Raw genomic sequence first — 16,466 nt, 5'->3', positions numbered from 1 at the left:
AGACCTCCTGTTATTTTGTCGGCTGATCGTCGGCTGACGTATCTGCGCCAAGGAATAGGCCGACCGGGATCAGCCCGTCAATCAAGCCGGTGTGCGGCGTTTGCCCTAGTCGGCGACCTTTTTCACGAATTGCGATTTCAGCCCCATCTGGCCGATGCCGGGGATCTTGCAGTCGATGTCGTGATCGCCGTCCACCAGACGGATGCCGCGCACCTTGGTGCCGACCTTGACCACCTGCGACGAACCTTTGATCTTCAGATCCTTGATGACCGTCACCGTATCGCCATCGGCAAGAACATTGCCCACGCTGTCACGCACCTGCGCAACATCATCTTCGGCCGCGCCGGGCTGCCATTCATGGCCGCATTCGGGGCAAACCAGCAGGGCGTCCATCTGATAGGTATGGACCGAGGAACAGGCGGGGCACGGGGGCAAGGTATCGCTCATACAGGCAGCATAGCCCCGCCGCCGGGCCAAGGCCAGACTGCCTACAGCGCGATGGCCGAAATCAGGCGGCCATAGTCCTTTTCGCCCCGATGCGTCGCGCGGCGAAAGCTGAAAAAGCGCGCCTCGTCGGAATAGGTGCAATGGCCGCTCCATTCCGCCTGCACGCCCGCGTCGCGCAGCCGCGCCAGCCCGTAAGAGGGCAGGTCGAACATCGGCTTGCCGTTCGGGCCGCCTGCGAAAAAGCGTTCGTTTTCGGGGGCGTCGGCGGTGAATTCCTCCATGAAATCCCAGCCGACCTCGTAGGCGCGCTGGCTGATCGTCGGGCCGATGACGGCGCGGATGTTTTCCGCCCCGGCGGCGCGCATGGCGGCGACCACGGCATCCAGCACGCCCCCCATCGCGCCCTTCCACCCGGCATGAGCCGCCCCGATCACTCCGGCATCGGGGTCGGCCAGCAGCACCGGCTGGCAATCGGCGGTCAGCACCGCCAGCGCAATACCGGGCCGCGCCGTCACCAGCGCATCGGCCTGCACTTGCGCGATCTGTTCGGGGTCGTCGCCGTCGCGGATCGTCACCACATCGGGCGAATGCACCTGATGCGCCGTGACCAGATCGCCCGGTGCCACCCCCATCGCATCGGCCACGCGGCGGCGGTTGACAGAAACGATCTCGGCCAGATCGCCCGAGCCGCGACCGCAGTTCAGCCCCGCATACAACCCCGATGACGCGCCGCCCTTGCGGGTAAAGAACCCGTGCCGCAGCCCCCCCAACAGGGGATGAGTCAGGATTTCAAGCATTGTCTGCATCCTCGTCCAGCACCTTTGTTCCGGGGACGGGGGGCGCGCCCTGTGGCCAGATGGCCAGCACCTTGAACAACTGTCCCATTTCCGCCGCGCCGGTCAAGCGTTTCAGCGCGGCATCCGCCCCCTCGTCCCCCGCCGCCGCCAGCCGCGCGGCCCGCTGCGCCGCGCCAAGCGCCAGCAGCCAGTCGCCCTGCGTCGCCATCGCCGACACCTGCGCCCCGGCCACGCGGGCCGCCTGCGCCAGCGGGGCGAAATCGACATGCGCCGTCAGATCGGCCAGCCCCGGTTCGGCCAGCGGATCGACCGGGGTGTGATCGCGCAGCGCCTGAAACGTGTCGCCCTGCCCGTCCCAATTGCCATAGTCGATCAGGATCGCCGCCCCGCCATGCGCCGCGATCCGCCCGGCAATCGCTGCCACGATCCCCGGCGCGGCGGGGCAGATTTCCCGCACCTCGCCCGCGCGACCCGGATGCGCCAGCGGCACCGGCGGCGACAGCGCAAAGGCCAGCCGGTCGCCATCCAGAGTGACCATGGTTTCGGCCCATGCCTGCCCGTTGTGACGAAACTGCCGAATCGGCAGCGCGTCGAAAAACTCGTTCGCGATCAGGAACAGCGGCTGGTCGGGCAGATCGTCGGCGTGGTCCAGATGCGCGATCTGCCCCAGCCGGTCGCGCTGCACCTGCCGCAGATGCGGCGATGCCTCGATCAGCGTGACCTGCGCGGCCTCGGCCATGCCCGGCACCACGCGGATGGCGCGCAGCACATCGGCCATCAGCGTGCCGCGCCCCGGCCCCACCTCGGCCAGCGTAAAGGGCGCGGGGCAGCCCTGATCCAGCCACGCCTGCGCCAGGGCCAGCCCGCACAGCTCGCCGAACATCTGGTGGATTTCCGGCGCGGTCACGAAATCCCCCGCCCGGCCGAACGGATCGCGGGTGGCGTAATAGCCATGATCGGGGTGCAGCAGACAGGTCTGCATATAGTCGGCCAGCGTCACCGGCCCCTGGGCGCGGATACGCCCGGCAATGATCGCGGCCAGCGGGGTCATGCCACCCGCGCACGCCAGATGAAGAACAGCCCGATCAGCAGCATCGGCAGCGACAGGATCTGCCCCATCGACAGCCCCGCAACCACATGGCCCAACGGGTTGTCGGGGGTGATGAACTGGGCATCGGCCTGCCGGAAGAACTCGACAAAGATGCGCGCGGCGGCATAGCCGGCCAGAAACACGCCAAGCGCCAGCCCCGGACGGCGCAAGCCGCCCGCGCGCACCAGCAGCAGCAGGATCAGGCCAAGCGCCAGCCCTTCCAGCCCGGCCTCATACAACTGGCTGGGGTGACGGGCGCAGGGGCCGGTGATGCCGGGGCAGTGCTGCGCCGCCTCGCCGGGGAAGATCACGCCCCAGGGCACATCGGTCGGGCGGCCCCACAGCTCGGCGTTGATGAAATTGGCAATGCGGCCAAAGAACAGCCCGACCGGCGCGACCACCGCCAGCGAATCGGCCAGCCGCAACGGCGCGATGCCCTGCGCGCGGGCATACAGCGCAGCGGCAATCACCACGCCCAGAAAGCCGCCGTGAAACGACATGCCCCCCTGCCAGACCATCGGAATCTGCGCCGGATTGGCCAGATAATAGGCCGGTTCATAGAACAGCACGAACCCCAGCCGCCCGCCGATGACCACGCCCAGAATAACCCATGTCAGCAGGTCATCGACCTGTTCGGGCCGCATCGGCGCCTGCCCGCCCCAGATCGCCGGGCGGCGCATCATGGCGATGATCGCCCGCCAGCCGATCAGCAGCCCGGCCAGATAGGCCAGCGCATACCAGCGGATCGGAAAGGCCCAGTCACCAATGCGGATCGTGACAAGATCGGGGGAAATGTCGGGAAAGGGGATCATCGCGGCTCCTTGTATCGGTGAAGGGATAAGGCGGCGGCGGGCCGTGTCAACCCGCGCCATTGACCACGCCTCGCCCGCGCCCCATATCACGGCAAACCGTGAAAGGACCACGACATGAGCGCGCAAAACCGCATCTTCGACGACCTGTCCAAGCTGATGACCAACGCCATGGGCGTGGCGCAGGGCGCCCGGACCGAGGCCGAAACCGCCATGAAATCATGGATCGACCGCTGGCTGGCGGAGCGCGATTTCGTCACCCGCGAAGAATTCGAGGCCGTGCGCGAAATGGCGATCAAGGCGCGGGCCGAAAACTCCGAATTGCGCGCCCGGCTGGACGCGCTGGACGGCAAGGGTGGCGATCAGGGCTGAGTGCTGTCGCGCAGCGCACCCGCCCGGTCATACAGCAAAACCTGCCCGCTGTCCGTCACCACCACGATCCAGTCGCGGGCAAAAGTGACGGCAGCGGCGGTTTCGCCCTGGGGCAGCGCGATCTGCGCCGGCAGGTCCGGCAAAGGCGTGCCGCTGCCAAGCCGCAGCCACAGGATCGCCACGATGGCGATCATCCCCAGCCCCATGACCACGCCGAGCGCCGTCACCAGCATTCGCAGAAACCTCAGCTCCGGCACGGCTTTCGCCGTCTCGCGCCAGTCGTTATGATCGTCAGCCATGCCCGACCTTTTCGTTACCATCCCCGAAGGACCGCCCGAGCGGCTTGATAAGGCGCTTGCCAGCGCAGTGCCAGAGGATGCGGCCCTGTCGCGGTCGCGTCTGGCGCGGCTGATCGCCGATGGCGCGGTCATCGGCCCGGATGGCCCGATGCGCGACGGCAAAGCCCGCATCACCGGCGGGCTGGACCTGCGCATCATCCTGCCCGAACCCGAGCCGGTCGAAACCCGCCCGCAGGCCATCCCGCTGAGCATCGCCTACGAGGACGATGACCTGATCGTGATCGACAAACCGGCCGGGATGGTCGTTCACCCCGCCCCCGGCAGCCCCGACGGCACGCTGGTCAACGCGCTGCTGGCCCATTGCGGCGACAGCCTGTCGGGCATCGGCGGCGAGCGGCGGCCCGGCATCGTGCATCGCATCGACAAGGACACTTCGGGCCTGCTGGTCGCCGCGAAAACCGACCGCGCCCATCACGGTCTGGCCGCTCAGTTCGAGGCGCACACGGCGGCCCGCCGCTATCTGGCGCTGGCCCATGGGGTGATCGACGCCGCCGACGCCCGCCTGCGCGGCCTGCCCGGCACGGCCTTCGAAGACGGCGGCGTGCTGCGCATCACCACCCGGCTGGATCGCCACGCCAGCGACCGGCAGCGGCAGGCGGTGTTCTTTGACCGCGGGCGACACGCGGTGACGCGGGCGCGGATGATCGAACCCTTTGGCACTCCGCCCGCCGCCATGCTGGTGGAATGCCGTCTGGAAACCGGGCGCACGCATCAAATCCGCGTGCATCTGACACATTGCGGCCTGCCGCTGATCGGCGATCCGGTCTATGGTGGGTCGCGTCGGGCTTCGGTCCGGTCACTGGGCGGGGCGGCGGCGGCGGTTGCGGCTTTCCCGCGTCAGGCGCTGCACGCGGCACATCTTGGCTTTGCCCATCCGGTGACGGGGGCGCCTCTGGAATTTGACAGCCCGCTGCCCGCTGATATGGCTGCATTGCTGGCTGTGTTGCGCGAACCGGAACCATAACCGCCCTTCTGCGTTAAGAACCCACCCGCGAAAGTTGTTGTCATGGCCAATTATACCAGTCTTCCCGCACCCAGCCCCGAACAGGGGCTGAACCGCTATCTTCAGGAAATCCGGCGCTTTCCGCTGCTGGAACCGGAACAAGAATACATGCTGGCCAAGGCATGGGTCGATCACGAAGACAAGGACGCCGCGCACAAGCTGGTCACGTCGCACCTGCGGCTGGCGGCGAAAATCGCCATGGGCTATCGCGGCTATGGCCTGCCGCAAGCCGAGGTGATTTCCGAAGCGAACGTCGGTCTGATGCAGGCGGTCAAGCGGTTCGACCCGGAAAAGGGCTTTCGGCTGGCGACCTATGCGATGTGGTGGATCAGGGCCTCGATTCAGGAATATATCCTGCGGTCGTGGTCGCTGGTGAAGATGGGCACGACCAGTGCGCAGAAAAAGCTGTTCTTCAATCTGCGCAAGGCCAAATCCCGCATCGGCGCGCTGGAAGAAGGCGATCTGCGCCCCGAAAACGTCGCCCAGATCGCGCATGACCTGAACGTGACCGAGCAAGAGGTCATCGACATGAACCGCCGCCTGTCGGGCGGCGATGCCTCGCTGAACGCTCAGGTCGGGTCGGGGGATGGCGAATCGACCGCACAATGGCAGGACTGGCTGGAGGATGAAGACGCCAATCAGGCCGAATCCTATGCCGAAGCGGACGAGCTGGGCACCCGGCGCGAAATGCTGGTTCAGGCGATGGACGTGCTGACCGACCGCGAACGCGACATCCTGATGGAGCGCCGCCTGCGCGACGACCCGATGACGCTGGAGGACCTGTCCGGCCGCTATGACGTGTCGCGCGAACGCATCCGCCAGATCGAGGTTCGCGCCTTTGAAAAATTGCAGGACCGGATGCGCGTTCTGGCCCGCGACAAGGGCATGAGCGTTCCCGAATCCGACTGAGGTCGCGCCCGAAGGTGCGTATTTAAGCAAACAGGAAGCGGCTGGCGGCGCCCGATTGACCCCGCGCCTTGGCTGGTTATGGTCGGGGCGGGGTTGATGACGGGGCGAAAGACCTTGCGGGCATGACGGCGCTGACGGAATTCGAACGGCTGGAAGCGGCTGGCAACTGGCGCGTTACGCCAGAGGCGCGGGCGCGTGAGGTGGTGGTTTCCGTTGGTGATGCCACGCTGATCCTGAAAGACCCGAAATCCGAAACGCCGCTGTCGCATTGGTCTTTGCCTGCGGTGACTCGGCTGAACCCCGGTCGTTTGCCTGCTGTTTATGGCCCCGGTGGCGAAGGCCGCGATGAGCGGTTGGAAATCGACGATGAGCTGATGATCGGCGCGATCGAGCGGGTGCATAAAGCGATCGAGACGCGGCGCGCTCATCCGGGGCGGGTTCGCGGCGGTTTGACCGCGCTGGCAGCGGTGGCAATGCTGCTGGCAGCGGTGTTGTGGCTGCCAAATGCACTGGTGCGCCACGCCGCCCGGATCGCGCCGCCCGCGCAGGCTGCCGAAATCGGGCGCCAGGTTCTGACCGAGATCGAGCGATCCACCGGGGCGGCATGTCACCGCGATGGGGGTGATGCCGTTCTGGCACATCTGGGGCCGCGTCTGTTGGGGCAGCGCGCGCGTGTGCTGGTTGTGCCAGCGCAGATCACCGGCGCGCGGCGTTTGCCAGGCGAAATATTCGTGATCGGGAATAACGTGATCGCCGGGGATTCTTCGGTTGATGCGCTGGCCGGGCATCTGCTGGCCGCTGCGCTGGAAACTTCGGACCATGATGTGCTGTTGGAGACCTTGCAATATGCTGGCCCGCGGGCGGCGCTGATGCTGTTGACTTCGGGGCAATTGCCCAAGGGGGCGCTGGCCGGTTATGGCGAGCAGATCTTGTCGCGCCCTGCCCCGCGCCCCGATGATGAGATAATGCTTGCCGCGTTTACGGCGGCGGGCATTTCCAGCCAGCCCTATGCGCGATCATTGGACCCAAGCGGCGAAACGGTGCTGGGGCTGATCGAGGCTGATCCGATCCGGCCCGGCACGATTACCGTGCCGCTGTTGACCGAACCGCAGTGGCAGGGATTGCAGCAGATCTGCGGTTAAGGGTCACTGCGCCACTGCGCTGCGATAACCGCGCGCGCGCAAGTCGTTCAGCGCCGCGATCACGGATTGACGATCCCGCAGCGGACCGGCCAGAACCGCGACCGCCTCAGCCCCATTCACCCGAGATTTGCCACGGGACACGGGATAGCCGAACGAGCTCAGCCGGGTGATCGTCGCATCGGCGCTGGTCGGGTTGGTGAAGCGGCCAATCAGCACATAGCGGGCAGAGGCGGGCACCATTTCCGGGGCGCTCTGCTGCGGGCGCGGTTGCGGCGCCGGGGCTGGTTTGGCGGCTGCGCGTTGCGGCGCGGCCGTCTGGCGCGGCGGGGCTGATGGTGCAGGGCCAGCGGATGTGGCGGCGGGGTGCGCCGTTGTCGTGGGGGCAGCCGCCTGTGTGCGGGCGATGCGACTGGCGGTGGTGGGCATGGGTGCCAGTTCCGGCGCGGTCATGCCGGCGCAAAAGCCCTGCGTCACGTCATGACCCAACGTCGGCAAGCGCCGCCCCTGCCCCTGATAGCCCAGCAAATCGCAAAGACGGTCGTTCGGGCGCAGCCCGGCGGTCATATCGGCGCGCAGCGCGGGGGCGGCGGCGACCATCGCATCCAGTTCGGCCAAGGGGCCGCCAGAGGGGCGCGGTGCCGGGGCGGCAGGACGGATTTCTTCGCGCTGCGCACGATCATCCGTCAGTTCGCCATCGCGCAGGCCAGCCGCAAGCGTGGCCATCAGCCGTTGTTCGGGGCTGACCGGCGCGGGTTCGGGGATGCGGGGCAAACCCGCCGATACCACAGAAACCGTGCGGCGCATCGCGGTCGAGGGCGGGAAACCGCAAACGGGTTGGTCATCCGGTCCCAGCCGCGCGCGCCAGCGGCCATCCTGACGCTGAAAGACGCAGCCACGGCTGTCGATATATTGCGCACCGGCAAAATCAGGCGGCGGCATTTCGGCCGGGCGTGGTTCAGCCCAAGCCGCCACGCCCCAGCACACAGCCATTGCCGCCAAGATGATTCCGCACACACGCCCCAACACGCCCAGCCCACCTGATTCGTTCCACTTGGATCAGGCTTAGGGCAAAAGCGATAAGCAGGGGTTAACGCGGCCTATTTCGTGCCGAACATCCGGTCGCCCGCATCGCCCAGACCGGGCACGATATAGCCATGATCGTTCAGTTTTTCATCCAGAGCGGCTGTAAAGATCGGCACGTCCGGGTGGGCTTGCCGCATCCGCTCCACCCCCTCGGGCGCGGCCAGAAGGCACAGAAAACGCAGGTTTTTCGCCCCCTCGGCCTTGAGCATATCCAGCGCCGCAACCGAGGAATTTCCGGTGGCCAGCATCGGATCGACGACGATGGTCATGCGGGCATCAAGTTCTTTTGGAACTTTTGAGTAATATTTGACGGGTTGCAGCGTTTCCGGGTCGCGATACAGCCCGATAAAGCCGACGCGCGCCGCCGGGATCAGTTCCAAAATCCCGTCCAGCAGCCCGTTCCCCGCGCGCAAAATGGACACCAGCGCCAGCTTTTTGCCCTCGATCTGGGGGGCGTCCATGGCGCACATGGGGGTTTCGATGCGGGTGGTGGTCAGTTCCAGTTCGCGCGTGATCTCGTAGGCCAGCAGCAGGCTGATTTCGCGCAAAAGACGGCGAAAACCGCTGGTCGAAGTATCCTTTTGCCGCATGATGGTCAGCTTGTGCTGCACCAGCGGGTGGTCGATCACGGTCAGATGAGGGGTGGTCATTCGAACTCCTTTCGCAAGCGGTCGCGGGTGGCGGCATCACAGAAGGCCGCATCGGCAGCCCATTGATTGATCTGGCGAAATTCGGCCTCGGCCCAGCCAAAGGCGGTGGCCAGCCGGTCGTATTCATGCGCCATATCGGTGTGAAAGAACGGCGGATCGTCGGTCGATACGGTCACGCGCACCCCGGCATCGGCCAGCCGCGCGATGGGGTGCGCGGACCAGTCGGGGTAAAGGCCAAGGGCGATGTTCGACCCCGGACAGACTTCGAGCGTGATGCCCTGTTCCGCCAGATCGCGCACCAGCGCCGGGTCTTGAATGGCGCGCACCCCATGGCCGATACGGCTGACGCCAAGTGCCATCGCCTGCCGGATGCTGTCGGGGCCGCCCCATTCGCCCGCATGGCAGGTCAGCCCCAGCCCCGCCTCGCGCGCGCAATCAAAGCTCCATGCGAAATCAGTGGCCTGGCCGACGGTTTCCGCGCCCGCAAGCCCCAACCCGGCAACCCATCCGCCACAGGTTTCCGCCGCGCAGATCGCCGATTTCCGCGCGCGTTCGGGGCCGAAATGGCGGATCGGCGTCACGATGGCGCGGCTGTCGATGCCAAGGGCGCGCATCCGGTCGGCGGTTTCCTGCATCGCGGCCAGATAGTCGCGCCATGCCGACAGATCGGCCCCGCCGCAAAACTCGGGCGAGACGAAAAGTTCAGCATAGATCACCCCGTTTTCGGCGCAGTTTTCCAGCACAATGGCCAAAAGGCGGGCGTAATCCTGCGGGGTCTGGATCAGCGCGGTTGCGGCCTCGTAAACGCGCAGGAAATCGTTGAAATCCTGATAGCGATAATTGCCGCGATCATCTAAAATTGCAGGCAGATCGGCACGCTTTTCCGCCGCAAGGCCGCGGATAAAGGCCGGCGGGGCCGCGCCTTCCAGATGCAGGTGCAGCTCGATTTTCCTGACGCTTTTCACAGGAAAGACCGCCCATGCGCAGGCGCGGGCAGGCCCAGATGCGCCATGACCGAGGCCCCGATGTCGGCATAGCCCACCTGCCCGATGGCGCGTGCCCCGACGCCCGCACCCAGCACCGGCACCCTTTCGCGGGTGTGGTCGGTGCCGTGCCATGTCGGATCGTTGCCGTGATCGGCGGTGAAGATCGCCAGATCGCCGGGGCGCAGCGCCGCGATCAGCCGTCCGGCTACGGCGTCGAACCATTCCAGCGCCTGCGCATAGCCCTGCACGTCGCGGCGGTGGCCATAGAGAGTGTCAAACTCGACGAAATTGGCAAAGGTCAGGCTGCCGGGCGCGGCCTGATCGGCCAGCCGGATCAGATGATCGGCCAGATCGGCATCTGACCGGCCCTTATGCAACTGGCCGATGCCGCGATGGCTGAAAATATCGCCGATCTTGCCGATGGCGTGGGTTTCGCGCCCCGCCGCTGCGGCGATGTCCAGAATGGTGTCGCCGGGCGGCGCGATGGCGTAATCGTGCCGGTCGGGGGTGCGGCGAAAGGCACCGGGGGCACCTTCGAACGGGCGGGCGATGACGCGGCCGACGCGCATGGCGTGAACCGTGGGGGCCAGCGTTTCGCACAGGTGCAGCAGCCGCTCTAACCCAAAGCGATCCACATGCGCGGCGATCTGCAACACGCTGTCCACCGAGGTGTAGCAGATCGGCCAGCCGGTCCGCAGGTGCTCTTGGCCCAGGGTGTCGATCACCTCGGTCCCCGAGGCATAGCGGTTGCCCAGAATGCCCTCGGTCCCGGCCAGTTCGCAGATGCGCGCGGTCAGCTCGGGCGGAAAGGCGGGCCGGGTGTCGGGAAAGACGTGCCAATCCCACGGCACCGGCACCCCGGCGATTTCCCAATGGCCCGAGGGCGTGTCCTTGCCCATGGAAACCTCGGTCGCGGCCCCCCACAGCCCCTGCGGCGGCGCGCCAAGGCCGGGCGCATCGCCCCCCGAGGCCAGCCGGATCGCCGCGCCAAGGCCCAGCCGGTCGAGGTTGGGCATGTGCAGCGGGCGCGCCTGCGCGATATGGCCGATGGTGTTGGCACCAGTATCGGGGCGGCCATCGTTAAAGAACTGGTCGGCATCGGGTGCGCCGCCGATACCGGCAGAATCCATCACAACAAGGAATGCGCGGGTCATTGGTGTTGCTTTCATGGGGTTTGGGGCAGGCAGGAAACGGTCATGCCGTGATCCGGTCAAGGATCAGCGGCGCGGGCGGCACCGGGTCGGGCGACAGCCTATAGCATTCTTGCAGTTGCCGGGCAAAGCCCTGCGCCTTGGCAGCGGCATTGGTGCAGACGCAGCCAAGCGAGGCATCAGCCGCCACCACATCGCCAACGCGGGCAAGCTGCGTCAGGCTGGTGCCGTGCTCGATCCGGTCGCCGCTGCGCAGCCGCCCGCCGCCCATCTGCACCACCAGCTCGCCCAGGGCGCGGGTGTTGATCGCGGCAACATGGCCCGCTGCGGCAGGCGGAACCGGGTGCGGGCCGGCTTGCTTGAGATAGTTGTGCGGCGTGTCGATCAGATCGGCGGGGCCACCCAGGGCGGCGACCATCCGGGCAAAGCGTTCTGCCGTCTGACCGCTGCGAAGGCTGTCCATGATCCGCGCCTGCCCCGCCGCAGGCGTATCGGCAAGACTGCACAGGGCCAATGCCTCGCCACCCAGAATGCAGGTCAGTTGCATCAATTCGGGATGAGCGTTGTCGTCAGGGCGCGTCATCACCTCGATGGCCGCGCAAACCTCGACCGCGTTTCCGGCGCTGCGGGCCAGCGGGCTGCTCATATCGGTTATCAGCGCCATGGTGCGGCAACCCGCCCCCTGGGCGGTGTCAACCAGCGACCGGGCCAGCGCGCGCGCCGCGCCCTGATCGGGCATAAAGGCCCCGCTGCCGCATTTCACATCCAGCACCAGCGCATCCAGCCCCGCCGCCAGCTTTTTCGACAGGATCGAGGCGGTAATCAGGTCGATGCTTTCGACCGTGCCGGAAATATCGCGGATCGCATACAGGCGGCGGTCGGCGGGGGCAATGTCATCGGTGGCCCCGATGATGGCGCAGCCCGCCTGACGCAGCACATCGTTCAGCGTGGCGCGGTCGATATTGGTGCGATAGCCGGGGATGGCCTCCATCTTGTCCAGCGTGCCGCCGGTATGGCCCAGCCCCCGCCCCGAGATCATCGGCACATAGGCCCCACAGGCCGCCAGCGCAGGCGCAAGGATCAGGCTGACGGTATCGCCCACCCCGCCGGTGGAATGCTTGTCCACCACCGGGCCGGGCAGATCCCACGTCAGCACCTGCCCGGAATCGCGCATCGCCTGCGTCAGCGCCACGCGCCCCGCATCATCCAGCCCGCGCAGGAAAACCGCCATGGCAAAGGCCCCGGCCTGCGCGTCATCGACGCTGCCATCGGCCAGACCGCGCGCGAACCAGCGGGCATCCGCCGCATCCAGCCCGCGCCCGTCACGGATCGCGGCGATGATGCTGCGCGCATCGGTCATTATTCAGCGCCGCTCATATGCGCGACCTCGAACCGGCCGGGCAGCAGCTCGCTTATGGTGGTGGCCAGGGTCGCGCCGCCGGTGGTGGCCAGCAGCACGGGCGTATCGCCGCGCCCGAATTCGGCCAGCTTTTGCCGGCAACCGCCGCAGGGCGGGCATGGCGCCGGGGCGTCGGCGATCACGGCGACTTCGGTCAGTTCGGTTTCCCCCGCCGCGATCATGGCGGCGATGGCGCCTGCCTCGGCGCAGGTGCCTTCGGGATAGGCGACGTTTTCGACATTGCAACCGGCGTAAATGCGCCCCGAAGCGCCGCGCACCGCCGCGCCGACCTTGAAATTCGAATAGGGCGCATAAGCGACCTCGCGCACATTGCGTGCTGCATCCACAAGCGACATGACAAACCCCCGCTGTTCATCCCGCGATCTTGCGCCGCACACAAGCCGGGCGCAAGCGGCAGAGCCATATTCACGTCTGCGCCATTATCGTTTAACGGTGAACTATCGGCACAGCAGGAGGCGCAGATGGAAGATCGCGATCAGGACGTAAACCAGCATCCGGCGCTGAATTATCACGAATTTCCCCGACCCGGAAAGCTGGAAGTCCGCGCGACCAAGCCGATGGCCAACGGGCGCGATCTGGCACTGGCCTATTCGCCCGGCGTCGCCGAGGCCTGTCTGGAAATCAAGGCCAACCCCGCCGATGCCGCCCGCTATACCGCGCGGGGCAATCTGGTGGCCGTGGTGTCCAATGGCACCGCGGTTCTGGGGCTTGGCAATATCGGCGCTCTGGCCAGCAAACCCGTGATGGAGGGCAAGGCGGTTCTGTTCAAGAAATTCGCCAATATCGACTGTTTCGACATCGAGGTGAACGAATCCGATCCCGAAAAGCTGGCCGATATCGTCTGCGCGCTGGAACCGACCTTTGGTGCCATCAACCTTGAGGACATCAAGGCCCCCGACTGTTTCATCGTCGAAAAGCTGTGCCGTGAACGGATGAACATTCCGGTGTTCCACGACGATCAGCACGGCACCGCCATCGTCGTCGGCGCGGCGGCAACCAACGCGCTGCGCATCGCGCGCAAGCGGTTCGAGGACATCAAGATCGTTTCCACCGGCGGCGGCGCGGCGGGCATCGCCTGTCTGAACATGCTGCTGAAACTGGGGTTGCGGCGCGAAAACGTCTGGCTGTGCGATATTCACGGGCTGGTCTATCAGGGGCGCGAGGTGGACATGAACCCGCAAAAGGCCGCCTTCGCCCAGGCCACCGATCTGCGCACGCTGGATCAGGTGATCGAGGGGGCCGACATGTTCCTGGGCCTGTCCGGCCCCGGTGTGCTGAAACCGGAAATGGTGGCGAAAATGACCGACCGCCCCATCGTCTTTGCGCTGGCGAACCCGACGCCAGAAATCCTGCCCGATCAGGTGCGCGAGGTGGCCCCGACCGCCATCATCGCCACCGGGCGCAGCGACTTTCCCAATCAGGTCAATAATGTGCTGTGCTTTCCCTTCATCTTTCGCGGCGCGCTGGATGTGGGGGCGACGACCATCAACGACGAAATGCAGATCGCCTGTATCGAAGGCATCGCCGCACTGGCCCGCGCCACCACCAGCGCCGAGGCCGCCGCCGCCTATCGCGGCGAACGGATGAGCTTTGGTCCCGATTACCTGATCCCGAAACCCTTTGACCCGCGTCTGATCGGCGTGGTCTCCAGCGCCGTGGCCCGTGCGGCGATGGAAACCGGCGTGGCGACGCGCCCGATTGCGGATCTGGACGGTTACAAACGGCGGCTGGATGGCTCGGTCTTCCGGTCGGCGCTGATTATGCGCCCGGTGTTCGAGGCGGCGGCAACGGTCCACCGCCGCATCGTCTTTGCCGAGGGCGAGGACGAGCGCGTCCTGCGCGCCGCCAATGCCATGATCGAGGAAACCACCGATGTGCCGATCCTGATCGGCCGCCCCGAGGTGATCGCCACCCGCTGCGAACGCGCGGGCCTGCCGATCCGCCCCGGCACCGATTTTCAGGTGGTGAACCCCGAAAACGACCCGCGCTATCGCGATTATTGGGAAACCTATCATGGCCTGATGGCGCGGCGCGGCGTGACGCCCGACATCGCGCGGGCGATCATGCGCACCAACACCACCGCCATCGGCACGATCATGGTTCACCGCGGCGAGGCCGACAGCCTGATCTGCGGCACCTTTGGCCAATACAGCTGGCATCTGAAATATGTGCGCGAGGTTCTGGCGCGCGGCGGGCTGCATCCGGTCGGTGCGCTGTCGATGATTATTCTGGAAGACGGCCCACTGTTCATTGCCGACACGCAGGTGCATTACGACCCGACCCCCGCCGAGGTGATGGAGACCGTCATCGGTGCCGCGCGCCATGTGCGCCGCTTTGGCCTGACGCCGCGGATTGCCTTGTGCAGCCATTCGCAGTTCGGCAACCTCGACACCGAATCGGGCCGCAAGATGCGCGAGGCCATGGCCATGCTGGACGCGCGCGAGGTCGATTTCATGTTCGACGGCGAAATGCACGTCGATGCCGCGCTGGACCCGGCGGTGCGCGAACGCATCTTCCCCGGATCGCGGCTGGAGGGGCCGGCGAACGTGCTGGTCTTTGCCGGCACCGACGCCGCATCCGCCGTGCGCAACGCGCTGAAGATGAAGGCCAACGGGCTGGAGGTCGGGCCGATCCTGATGGGCATGGCCAACCGCGCCCATATCGTCACGCCGTCCATCACCGCGCGCGGCCTGCTGAACATGAGCGCGCTGGCCGGCACCCCGCTGGCGCATTACAGTTGATTGCGTCCCGCGACAGCCGGGGGGCCAGCCCCCCGGACCCCCCGGGATATTTGGAAACGAAAGACGGGCTGGCTATGGACAGGGGCGGTTCGCCGGGCCAAGACAGCGCCAAGTTTTGAAGGAGCGTTCCATGTCGCATTCTGCTGAGCCACGTCCGATGACTGCCCGTATCTCGGGTCCGCTGCGTGGGACGGCGCAGGTGCCCGGTGACAAGTCGATCAGCCATCGCGCCTTGATCCTGGGGGCGCTGTCGGTGGGCGAGACCCGGATCAGCGGCCTGCTGGAGGGGCAGGATGTGCTGGACACCGCCAAGGCCATGGCGGCATTCGGGGCGCAGGTGGAACGACTGGGGCCGGGCGAATGGTCGGTTCATGGCGTGGGTGTGGGCGGTTTTTCCGAACCGGCCAGTGTGATCGACTGTGGCAATTCCGGCACCGGGGTGCGGCTGATTATGGGGGCGATGGCCACGACGCCGATCACCGCCACCTTTACCGGCGATGCCAGCCTGTCACGGCGGCCGATGGCGCGGGTCACGGACCCTCTGACGCTGTTCGGCTGTCAGATCGACGCGCGCGAGGGCGGGCGGCTGCCGATCACCATTCGCGGTGTCTCGGACCCGGTTCCGGTGCGCTATCGCACGCCTGTCGCCAGTGCGCAGATCAAGTCGGCTGTTCTGCTGGCCGGGCTGAACGCGCCGGGTGAAACCGTCGTGATCGAGGCAGAACCGACGCGCGATCACTCGGAACGGATGCTGCGCGGTTTTGGTGCCGACATCCGCACCGAGACCACCGAGGAAGGTCATGTCATCACTCTGCGCGGTCGTCCCGAATTGCGGGCGCAGCGGGTGGCTGTGCCGCGCGATCCGTCTTCGGCGGCATTTCCGGTGGCGGCGGCGCTGATCGTGCCGGGATCAGAGGTGCGTGTGCCCGGCGTCAGCCGCAACCCCACGCGCGACGGGCTGTATATCACCCTGCGCGAGATGGGCGCCGACATCACCTTTGAAAACGAGCGCGAAGAAGGCGGCGAGCCGGTGGCCGATCTGCTGGTGCGCCATTCGCCGCTGAAGGGCGTTTCCGTTCCGGCAGAGCGCGCGGCCAGCATGATTGACGAATTCCCGATCCTGTCGGTCGTCGCGGCCTTTGCCCAAGGCGCGACGGTGATGAACGGCGTGGCCGAATTGCGGGTCAAGGAAAGCGACCGGATCGACGCCATGGCCGTGGGGCTGCGTACCAACGGGGTGCGGGTCGAGGATACGCCCGACAGCATGACCGTTCATGGCATGGATGCCGTGCCGGGCGGGGCGCAGGTGGAAACGCATCTGGATCACCGCATCGCCATGTCGTTTCTGGTGCTGGGTCTGGCCGCGCAAGCGCCGGTGACGGTCGATGACGGCAGCCCGATCGACACCTCTTTCCCCGATTTCCGGCCGCTGATGCAGGCTTTGGGCGCGGACCTGTAACCCACCTGTGACCCAAGGGTCGCAGGTCCATAGCATTTGAACGATTTC

Annotated in this window: 17 protein-coding genes; 6 read left to right on the top strand and 11 right to left on the bottom strand. The window is 66.4% G+C overall.

What is annotated here, in order from left to right; all coding sequences use genetic code 11:
* Positions 1-105 precede the first annotated feature (105 nt).
* Genes Q4G14_RS06530 through lgt form a run of 4 tightly spaced genes read right to left on the bottom strand, consistent with a single transcriptional unit; the run spans position 106 to position 3,146 of the window.
* On the bottom strand, positions 106-447 hold the full coding sequence (locus Q4G14_RS06530) for a zinc ribbon domain-containing protein YjdM (protein ID WP_303360926.1): 342 nt from the start codon (positions 445-447) through the stop codon (positions 106-108).
* Positions 448-488: 41 nt separating this feature from the next.
* A complete protein-coding gene (gene pgeF / locus Q4G14_RS06525) occupies positions 489-1,244 on the bottom strand; it encodes a peptidoglycan editing factor PgeF (protein ID WP_303360943.1) in 756 nt (251 codons plus the stop codon).
* On the bottom strand, positions 1,237-2,295 hold the full coding sequence (locus Q4G14_RS06520) for a class I SAM-dependent methyltransferase (protein ID WP_303360925.1): 1,059 nt from the start codon (positions 2,293-2,295) through the stop codon (positions 1,237-1,239). The genes pgeF and Q4G14_RS06520 overlap by 8 nt, the downstream gene beginning before the upstream one ends.
* On the bottom strand, positions 2,292-3,146 hold the full coding sequence (gene lgt, locus Q4G14_RS06515) for a prolipoprotein diacylglyceryl transferase (RefSeq protein ID WP_303360924.1): 855 nt from the start codon (positions 3,144-3,146) through the stop codon (positions 2,292-2,294). The genes Q4G14_RS06520 and lgt overlap by 4 nt, the downstream gene beginning before the upstream one ends.
* A gap of 114 nt (positions 3,147-3,260) precedes the next feature.
* On the opposite strand from lgt, the gene Q4G14_RS06510 reads away from it, so the two are divergent.
* On the top strand, positions 3,261-3,515 hold the full coding sequence (locus tag Q4G14_RS06510; RefSeq protein ID WP_303360923.1) for an accessory factor UbiK family protein: 255 nt from the start codon (positions 3,261-3,263) through the stop codon (positions 3,513-3,515).
* On the opposite strand, the gene Q4G14_RS06505 is transcribed toward Q4G14_RS06510, so the two are convergent.
* Positions 3,506-3,814, bottom strand: coding sequence for a DUF6476 family protein (locus Q4G14_RS06505; RefSeq protein ID WP_303360922.1), 309 nt, complete (start codon positions 3,812-3,814; stop codon positions 3,506-3,508). The genes Q4G14_RS06510 and Q4G14_RS06505 overlap by 10 nt on opposite strands.
* Between Q4G14_RS06505 and Q4G14_RS06500 the strand changes: the two genes are divergently transcribed.
* From Q4G14_RS06500 to Q4G14_RS06490, 3 genes are all read left to right on the top strand, one after another.
* Positions 3,813-4,838: an RluA family pseudouridine synthase gene (locus tag Q4G14_RS06500; protein ID WP_303360921.1), complete on the top strand. Its 1,026-nt coding sequence runs from the start codon at positions 3,813-3,815 to the stop codon at positions 4,836-4,838. The two genes, Q4G14_RS06505 and Q4G14_RS06500, sit on opposite strands and share 2 nt — an antisense overlap.
* Before the next feature lie 42 nt (positions 4,839-4,880).
* Positions 4,881-5,786, top strand: a complete 906-nt coding sequence (gene rpoH / locus Q4G14_RS06495; RefSeq protein WP_303360920.1) for an RNA polymerase sigma factor RpoH — start codon at positions 4,881-4,883, stop codon at positions 5,784-5,786.
* A gap of 122 nt (positions 5,787-5,908) precedes the next feature.
* Positions 5,909-6,928 (top strand): hypothetical protein, encoded by a 1,020-nt coding sequence (locus Q4G14_RS06490; protein ID WP_303360919.1) that lies wholly within the window; start codon positions 5,909-5,911, stop codon positions 6,926-6,928.
* 3 nt (positions 6,929-6,931) lie between these two features.
* Here Q4G14_RS06490 and Q4G14_RS06485 read toward each other — a convergent pair whose 3' ends face one another.
* The 6 genes from Q4G14_RS06485 to Q4G14_RS06460 form a co-directional block, all read right to left on the bottom strand.
* A complete protein-coding gene (locus Q4G14_RS06485) occupies positions 6,932-7,918 on the bottom strand; it encodes an SPOR domain-containing protein (RefSeq protein WP_303360918.1) in 987 nt (328 codons plus the stop codon).
* Between the two features lie 107 nt (positions 7,919-8,025).
* The gene (upp, locus tag Q4G14_RS06480) at positions 8,026-8,661 is read right to left on the bottom strand and encodes a uracil phosphoribosyltransferase (RefSeq protein ID WP_303360917.1); all 636 of its coding nucleotides are present in this window, start codon (positions 8,659-8,661) and stop codon (positions 8,026-8,028) included.
* Positions 8,658-9,626 (bottom strand): adenosine deaminase, encoded by a 969-nt coding sequence (locus Q4G14_RS06475; protein WP_303360916.1) that lies wholly within the window; start codon positions 9,624-9,626, stop codon positions 8,658-8,660. Before Q4G14_RS06475 ends, upp begins: the two co-directional genes overlap by 4 nt.
* On the bottom strand, positions 9,623-10,801 hold the full coding sequence (locus tag Q4G14_RS06470) for a phosphopentomutase (RefSeq protein WP_303360915.1): 1,179 nt from the start codon (positions 10,799-10,801) through the stop codon (positions 9,623-9,625). Before Q4G14_RS06470 ends, Q4G14_RS06475 begins: the two co-directional genes overlap by 4 nt.
* 40 nt (positions 10,802-10,841) lie before the next feature.
* Positions 10,842-12,158, bottom strand: coding sequence for a thymidine phosphorylase (locus Q4G14_RS06465; RefSeq protein ID WP_303360914.1), 1,317 nt, complete (start codon positions 12,156-12,158; stop codon positions 10,842-10,844).
* Entirely contained in the window at positions 12,158-12,553 is a 396-nt protein-coding gene (locus Q4G14_RS06460) for a cytidine deaminase (RefSeq protein WP_303360913.1), read from the bottom strand. Before Q4G14_RS06460 ends, Q4G14_RS06465 begins: the two co-directional genes overlap by 1 nt.
* 126 nt (positions 12,554-12,679) lie before the next feature.
* Here Q4G14_RS06460 and Q4G14_RS06455 point away from each other — a divergent pair, with 126 nt between their 5' ends.
* Positions 12,680-14,959 carry an NADP-dependent malic enzyme gene (locus Q4G14_RS06455; RefSeq protein ID WP_303360912.1) on the top strand — a complete coding sequence of 760 codons (2,280 nt, stop codon included), beginning with the start codon at positions 12,680-12,682 and terminating at the stop codon, positions 14,957-14,959.
* Between the two features lie 130 nt (positions 14,960-15,089).
* Positions 15,090-16,418 (top strand): 3-phosphoshikimate 1-carboxyvinyltransferase, encoded by a 1,329-nt coding sequence (gene aroA / locus Q4G14_RS06450; protein ID WP_303360911.1) that lies wholly within the window; start codon positions 15,090-15,092, stop codon positions 16,416-16,418.
* The last annotated feature ends 48 nt before the right edge of the window (positions 16,419-16,466 follow it).

Source organism: Paracoccus sp. (in: a-proteobacteria) (assembly GCF_030538755.1).
Classification (GTDB): domain Bacteria; phylum Pseudomonadota; class Alphaproteobacteria; order Rhodobacterales; family Rhodobacteraceae; genus Paracoccus.
The sequence above is the reverse complement of the archived record's forward strand: the minus strand, read 5'-3'. Positions and strand labels throughout refer to the sequence as shown.

Coding starts and splice junctions, on each gene's coding strand:
- Q4G14_RS06530 (WP_303360926.1), bottom strand. CDS start 447: ATGAGCGATACCTTGCCCCCGTGCCCCGCCTGTTCCTCGGTCCATACC.
- pgeF (WP_303360943.1), bottom strand. CDS start 1,244: ATGCTTGAAATCCTGACTCATCCCCTGTTGGGGGGGCTGCGGCACGGG.
- Q4G14_RS06520 (WP_303360925.1), bottom strand. CDS start 2,295: ATGACCCCGCTGGCCGCGATCATTGCCGGGCGTATCCGCGCCCAGGGG.
- lgt (WP_303360924.1), bottom strand. CDS start 3,146: ATGATCCCCTTTCCCGACATTTCCCCCGATCTTGTCACGATCCGCATT.
- Q4G14_RS06510 (WP_303360923.1), top strand. CDS start 3,261: ATGAGCGCGCAAAACCGCATCTTCGACGACCTGTCCAAGCTGATGACC.
- Q4G14_RS06500 (WP_303360921.1), top strand. CDS start 3,813: ATGCCCGACCTTTTCGTTACCATCCCCGAAGGACCGCCCGAGCGGCTT.
- Q4G14_RS06505 (WP_303360922.1), bottom strand. CDS start 3,814: ATGGCTGACGATCATAACGACTGGCGCGAGACGGCGAAAGCCGTGCCG.
- rpoH (WP_303360920.1), top strand. CDS start 4,881: ATGGCCAATTATACCAGTCTTCCCGCACCCAGCCCCGAACAGGGGCTG.
- Q4G14_RS06490 (WP_303360919.1), top strand. CDS start 5,909: ATGACGGCGCTGACGGAATTCGAACGGCTGGAAGCGGCTGGCAACTGG.
- Q4G14_RS06485 (WP_303360918.1), bottom strand. CDS start 7,918: ATGGCTGTGTGCTGGGGCGTGGCGGCTTGGGCTGAACCACGCCCGGCC.
- upp (WP_303360917.1), bottom strand. CDS start 8,661: ATGACCACCCCTCATCTGACCGTGATCGACCACCCGCTGGTGCAGCAC.
- Q4G14_RS06470 (WP_303360915.1), bottom strand. CDS start 10,801: ATGACCCGCGCATTCCTTGTTGTGATGGATTCTGCCGGTATCGGCGGC.
- Q4G14_RS06465 (WP_303360914.1), bottom strand. CDS start 12,158: ATGACCGATGCGCGCAGCATCATCGCCGCGATCCGTGACGGGCGCGGG.
- Q4G14_RS06460 (WP_303360913.1), bottom strand. CDS start 12,553: ATGTCGCTTGTGGATGCAGCACGCAATGTGCGCGAGGTCGCTTATGCG.
- Q4G14_RS06455 (WP_303360912.1), top strand. CDS start 12,680: ATGGAAGATCGCGATCAGGACGTAAACCAGCATCCGGCGCTGAATTAT.
- aroA (WP_303360911.1), top strand. CDS start 15,090: ATGTCGCATTCTGCTGAGCCACGTCCGATGACTGCCCGTATCTCGGGT.